Raw genomic sequence first — 6,000 nt, 5'->3', positions numbered from 1 at the left:
TTTAGAATGATGTATAGAGGTGTAAGAGATAAGTCATTTTTCCTGTTTAGATTGACGAAACTTTTTGCTTAGTCCCCAACTTTTGCACCTGATCCGAAGTAATGGTTTAAGTATTGACGATACAGCTTTTGTAAAAATTGCTTATTCATTAGTTTATGGGTATAAAAAAAGGAACCACTAAACAGTGATTCCTTTTTGTCGGGGTGGCAGGATTCGAACCTGCGACCTCCTGGTCCCAAACCAGGCGCGATGACCGGGCTACGCTACACCCCGATTGGGTCATCTTTAGTATATTTTATTGTCTAAGTTATTTCGTCGGGGTGGCAGGATTCGAACCTGCGACCTCCTGGTCCCAAACCAGGCGCGATGACCGGGCTACGCTACACCCCGAAAAACTTAGCGGAGAGACAGGGACTCGAACCCTGGCATCGGTTACCCGATGACAGATTAGCAATCTGCTCCGTTACCACTCCGGCACCTCTCCGTTGCAAAAGCATATATACTACTGCTTATTTGCGATTGCAAACATACTACGAGTTTTTTGTTTCTGCAAGTTTTACGGGGACTAAAAAATGGGATATTCGCATTTTTCCCTATATAAATTTATATCTACTTATAAATGAGAGAGATATTTTTGAAAGAATTAATGGGATTTATTTTAAAAAAATAAGATACATAGAAGAAATGCTTGTTTTTACTGAGTTTGTATAGGCTATTTTAAATAGAAAACGATGATGAAGTATTCTGATAAATTATTATATTTGTTAATGTACAGGTTAAAAATTATACTTCTAAAGGGAATGTGACGCCTATTTTCCTCTTAAAAAGTAAAAGAAAATAACTATACACTAACTAATTCAAATCAATCATTAAGCTACAAGACTTATCTTGTGGCTTTTTTTGTTTTAAATAACACCATTGTTGTCGTGGTTTTGTTATTTTTGCTTTTCAGATAAAAACAATGTAGTATGACAAGTAATGAAAAAGCACATTGGGAAGAAGTTTATAAGTCGAAAACACCAGAACAGGTAAGTTGGACACAAATAAAACCAGTGCATTCACTACAATTTATAGAAAACAGTAAACTTCCAAAAGAGGCTAAGATTATAGACATTGGAGGAGGTGATAGTAATTTAGTTGACTTTCTTTTAGAGCAGGGATACACAGATATTACGGTTATGGACATTTCTAAAAATGCCTTGCTACGTGCACAAGCTCGTTTGGGCGAACGCGCTAAGCAAGTAAAGTGGATTGAAAGTAACGTTGTTGATTTTAAACCCACAGAAAAGTACGCGATATGGCACGATAGAGCGGTGTTTCACTTTTTGACAACCCCACAAGATATTGCAGCTTATCAAGCCATCGTAAACGAGTCGGTTACTGATGCGTTAGTTGTGGCTACTTTTTCAAAGAATGGACCATTGCGTTGTAGTGGATTAGATATCAAACAATATAATAGTGAGGATTTAACAGCTGTGTTTGCAGAGAAATTTACTTTGAACAATAGCTTGTACGATGATCACATCACACCATTTGACACAAAACAGAACTTTGTGTACTGCCAGTTTAATAAAAATAAAAAATAATATATATGGGATTTAGTAAAGACATTCAGTTCACTACAGAAAGATTATCTTTTGAAGTAGTTAAAGACGCTTTTAAAGAAGATATCTTTCGCGAATTGACCCCTACAGTAGCTAAGTTTCTTCCGTTTATTCCAACTGGAAAAATTGAAGATACACAAGGATTTATCGATTACAGTTTAGACGTATTAGAAAAAGGAACAGATATTACCTTAGTGGCAACTGATAAAAACACTAAAGAATTCATTGGATGTTGTGGTATTCACGATGTAAATGACGAGTCTATTTCATTGGGAATCTGGTTAAAAGAGTCTGCTTTTGGAAAAGGATATGGAAGTGAGTTAATCAATGGTTTAGAGCGTTATGTAAACGAAAACTTAGATGTTGATTACTTAATTTACAATGTAGAGAAAAACAACCACGGTAGTATTAAGATCGCTGAGAAGTTAGGGTATGTTTACCACAGTGACTTCGTGCGTAATATTAGTGAGGAGAAAGTATTAAATATGCTTCAGTACCGCAAGGACAACGCAAAGAAGTAATAAATAATTTAGAGTTCAAAAGGCAGTAGCTTTTTGAACTTTTTTATAATAGGTTGATTGAATATGTTTACGATAGAGGCATTAGAACAGATAGATTTTAATTCTATTCAATGGGATAGATTAGTACATTGGAACGGTAGAACGGATGATTTACCAGTGTTTATTGAGCAGTTGCAAGAGTTAAATCCTGCTACGAGTAGAATGGCATTGTTTAACTTAGCAAATAATGTTGAACACCAAGGAGGAGTGGTATTAGTTACTCCTGCTGTGTTAATTAAGCTGTTTCAAGTATTAAAAACAGGCTATCACAACCAAGATTTAATGCTTCGCGTAATTATGAAGATAGCCAAGGCTGTTGGTTTTCAGTGGGAAACGTTTAGAGATGGTAATGAGTTTGAGAACGTTCCAGACTTTTTTGGTACGCTACAAGCCGACTCTCCTTTTCTATGGGCAGAGTTTGTTGATGCAGATACGGATAAACTGTATTGGACAACAACTGATATGGGTAATATGTTTGACTTGTCTTGGTATTACACAAAAGAGGTGTTGTGTGCTTATCAACCGGTTTTAGAACAGGTAGTTGCCAATGATGAGATTGAACAAGGTATTTTGTACGACTTACTGACTATCGTTAAAATGGTAAAAGACCAAGAGCGCAAGCCGTTTGACTTAAATAAAACGTGGCTAACAGATCGTTTGGAGTTGGTTGTAATAAACGACAATCACTTAGACGACTTAATGGCAAACTTAACACCTGCGGTGGCTAAATACTTGAGTTTTGACCCTACAGGTAGCCGTGAGTTTATGCAGGAATATATTCGTCGTTCTCGCATTGAAGTTACATATGGAACAGCACTTGTATTAGCTATTTTAGACAAGCAAACAAAGGAGTTTATCGGTAGTTGTGCACTAAATGACATTAATAATGAATCTGTGGAAATAGGCTTGTGGTTAAAGGAGTCTGCTCAAAATAAGCGATTTGGTACTGAGGTTGTAGAGGCAATGGTTAACTTGATTAAAGGAGAGGTAATCACAGAAGAGATTATCTATTGTGTTGAACGAGAAAATGAAGTAAGTGTTTCAATTCCTTTGAAATTCGGTTTCACACATACATATGACTTTGTATTAGAGCCAACACCTTTGAAAAACAGAATGCGTGAGATGGCACAGTATGTCTTGTCTTTAAAATAACCCTATGAATATCACCCCAATTAGAATAGCAATTAAGAAAGGTAGGTTGTTCTTGTATTTAATAGGAACACTACTCTTGGTGGCAGCAGGTGTATTAATCTTAGCTGTATCCTCTAAATCCCCCGATAACTGGATATTAGATTCATATGTGTTTACAATTGCAATTGCCTTGTTGTGTATCGTTTTTTTTGGTTACGGTTCATACCTGTTTGCAATAAAATTGTTTGACAAGCGACCGGGGCTAATCATCGATAATCAAGGGATTACGGATAATGCAACATCAGTGGTCAATGGGTTAATTCCTTGGGAAGATGTGTTTTCATTTGTCGAATGTCAAGTAAAGAGTAATAAGTTTATTATGGTTTATGTTCTTAATCCCCAAGAATACATCGACAAACAGACAAACTTTATCAAACGCAAGTCAATGGAAGCTAATCTAAAAAACTACGGAACGTCTGTGTTTATTAATATGACGTTTTTAGCTACTTCACAACAAGACTTATTGGATAAGTTAAACCAACGTTTAGATCAATACCGCAGTTAAGATACTTCAAAAATGAGTAGGCCAATTACGAAAGACGAGTTATTACATTTAGCTGAAAAGAACTTTTCTCAGCTAATGTTATTGGTTGCAAACTTATCTGAAGAGGAGTTGCAACACGAGTTTGAAATACCTTCTTTAAACAGAAATAGAAGAGACGTGTTGATGCACTTACACCATTGGCACTTACTGTTTGAACAGTGGTACACAGTTGGAATTCAAGGGGGTAAACCTGTAATGCCAGCTGAGGGGTACACTTGGAAAACTACTCCTCAATTAAATATAGCTATTCATCAGATGTACCAACATACTCCAGGTATATCGGCTATTGAACTACTTCAAAGTTCACATCAATTATTGCTTGATATCATAGGCAAACATAGTAATGAGCAATTATTTCAGAAGAAATTTTATAAGTGGACAGGCAGTACGTCTTTAGGGTCTTATATCATTTCGGCTACATCAAGTCATTATGATTGGGCAATTAAGTTTCTTAAAAAGCGTAAATAAGACAATTTTAGCGCTAATTATTCGCATTATTTCTTATTTAAACTATTTCTTTTATACTTAAACTTGTATCAAAAGATACGATATGGACTTGTTTAATAGTTTTTTTGATGAACCAATGAATTTGCTTCCCTTTGATGGAGAAGTGAATTACTATGGAGTGGTTGTTAATAGAAGCGAGAGTGATGAGTACTTTCAGCGTTTGATGAATGAGATTATATGGAAAAATGACGAAGCAATCATCATTGGAAAAAAGGTAGTTACCAAACGTAAAGTAGCGTGGTATGGTGATCTCCCTTTTACTTATACGTATTCTCAAATCACAAAAACAGCTTTGCCTTGGACAGATAATTTATTAGCATTAAAGAAAATAGTTGAGGAAAAGACTGGAGACACTTATAATTCGTGTTTACTTAATCTGTACCACAATGGCGAAGAGGGGATGGCGTGGCACAGCGATGGAGAAAGAGACCTTAAAAAGGACGGAGCAATTGCTTCTTTGAGTTTTGGCGCTATTCGCAAGTTTGCATTTAAGCATAAAGAAACCAAAAAGAAGATTGAAGTTGTTTTAGAGCACGGCAGCTTATTAGTGATGAAAGGGACAACACAAACCAATTGGTTACATCGTTTACCTCCAACTAAAATGGTTAAAACTCCTCGTATAAATTTGACTTTCAGAACGATTGTACATTCGGAATAATCTAACTGAAAAGAAATTATTATAAACCGTATTAGCTTTTTTTAGTAAAATTAGAGCAATGAAATCAAGAAATATGACATATTGCAACAGTAGAATTGGTATTAAAGTTGTTTTAGTTGGTTGATTTGTAGATTATTATACAAAATGATTTTTATTTAAAAAAAACATTGCATAATATACTATTTCTATGTTTTTATGTTTAAATTTAAGAAGATATGATAATGCATACAAGTTTGTAAAAGCAAGAAGTGTGTATGATCTATAAGTGAAGCTTTGTTACACAACCTAAAACGATGTTACAATGATTAGAGATTATTTAAATAAATTAGTTGGTATTAAACTAAAAGGGAGAAAGAAGCAGCTGGTTGTAGGTATTGTTTTAGCCTATAATGAAGAATGGCTTTTGATTAAATCTAATCCTGTAGATTACATAATGGATGGTTATCAATTAATTAAAATTGATAAGATAACTACAGTTGAACGCGATGAAAATATTCTATTTCTGGAAGAAGTTTTAAAAGCTAAACATGTAGATTTTTACACCAAGCCTATAGAATTAAAAGAGAATATTTTTCTGACATTAATTGATATTGATAGAAAATACGGAGCTATAGGAGTTGAGTTTAAAGATGAGGAAACGTACTATGTAGGTAAATATATGGAAAGTGAAGATGGTGAATACTTTGCTTTTGAAGAGTTAGCAGACAATGGAGAGTGGCAAGAGGAGATAGAAGAGTTTAGAATTTCAAACGTTTATTGTATTGATTTTGATGGAGATTATATACAATCTTTATTACTTTATGCGGGTAAAAAACTAAGTAAGTAATAAGGTGCTTCACAAAGCGTGAGAATGCCTTGTTTGAATGTAATTATAGGTTTTGTAAATTGCATAAAACATTGATTAATTTGTATTTATATATTTGTGTTGGAAAAGTT

Annotated in this window: 7 protein-coding genes and 3 tRNA genes; 7 read left to right on the top strand and 3 right to left on the bottom strand. The window is 34.5% G+C overall.

The annotated features are described in order from the left end of the window. Positions 1–198: 198 nt before the first annotated feature. The 3 genes from BLT46_RS03710 to BLT46_RS03700 form a co-directional block, all read right to left on the bottom strand. Positions 199–273, bottom strand: a tRNA-Pro gene (locus tag BLT46_RS03710). A 42-nt stretch (positions 274–315) separates the two neighbouring features. Beyond that, positions 316–390, bottom strand: a tRNA-Pro gene (locus tag BLT46_RS03705). Positions 391–400: 10 nt separating this feature from the next. Next, positions 401–484, bottom strand: a tRNA-Ser gene (locus tag BLT46_RS03700). 484 nt (positions 485–968) lie between these two features. Between BLT46_RS03700 and BLT46_RS03690 the strand changes: the two genes are divergently transcribed. The 7 genes from BLT46_RS03690 to BLT46_RS03660 all read left to right on the top strand — a co-directional run bounded on the left by BLT46_RS03690 (position 969) and on the right by BLT46_RS03660 (position 5,890). Continuing rightward, positions 969–1,586 carry a class I SAM-dependent methyltransferase gene (locus tag BLT46_RS03690; protein ID WP_090406389.1) on the top strand — a complete coding sequence of 206 codons (618 nt, stop codon included), beginning with the start codon at positions 969–971 and terminating at the stop codon, positions 1,584–1,586. Positions 1,587–1,591: 5 nt separating this feature from the next. Next, positions 1,592–2,125 carry a GNAT family N-acetyltransferase gene (locus BLT46_RS03685; protein ID WP_090406386.1) on the top strand — a complete coding sequence of 178 codons (534 nt, stop codon included), beginning with the start codon at positions 1,592–1,594 and terminating at the stop codon, positions 2,123–2,125. 63 nt (positions 2,126–2,188) lie between these two features. Then, positions 2,189–3,316: a GNAT family N-acetyltransferase gene (locus tag BLT46_RS03680; RefSeq protein WP_090406383.1), complete on the top strand. Its 1,128-nt coding sequence runs from the start codon at positions 2,189–2,191 to the stop codon at positions 3,314–3,316. 4 nt (positions 3,317–3,320) lie between these two features. Next, positions 3,321–3,860, top strand: a complete 540-nt coding sequence (locus tag BLT46_RS03675; protein ID WP_090406379.1) for an STM3941 family protein — start codon at positions 3,321–3,323, stop codon at positions 3,858–3,860. Positions 3,861–3,872: 12 nt separating this feature from the next. After that, positions 3,873–4,367: a ClbS/DfsB family four-helix bundle protein gene (locus BLT46_RS03670; protein ID WP_090406376.1), complete on the top strand. Its 495-nt coding sequence runs from the start codon at positions 3,873–3,875 to the stop codon at positions 4,365–4,367. 82 nt (positions 4,368–4,449) lie between these two features. Next, the gene (locus BLT46_RS03665; RefSeq protein WP_090406373.1) at positions 4,450–5,064 is read left to right on the top strand and encodes an alpha-ketoglutarate-dependent dioxygenase AlkB family protein; all 615 of its coding nucleotides are present in this window, start codon (positions 4,450–4,452) and stop codon (positions 5,062–5,064) included. A gap of 301 nt (positions 5,065–5,365) precedes the next feature. Beyond that, entirely contained in the window at positions 5,366–5,890 is a 525-nt protein-coding gene (locus BLT46_RS03660) for a hypothetical protein (RefSeq protein WP_090406370.1), read from the top strand. Positions 5,891–6,000: the final 110 nt, after the last annotated feature.

Source organism: Myroides phaeus (genome assembly GCF_900099675.1).
GTDB classification, from domain to species: domain Bacteria; phylum Bacteroidota; class Bacteroidia; order Flavobacteriales; family Flavobacteriaceae; genus Flavobacterium; species Flavobacterium phaeum.
The sequence above is the reverse complement of the archived record's forward strand: the minus strand, read 5'-3'. Positions and strand labels throughout refer to the sequence as shown.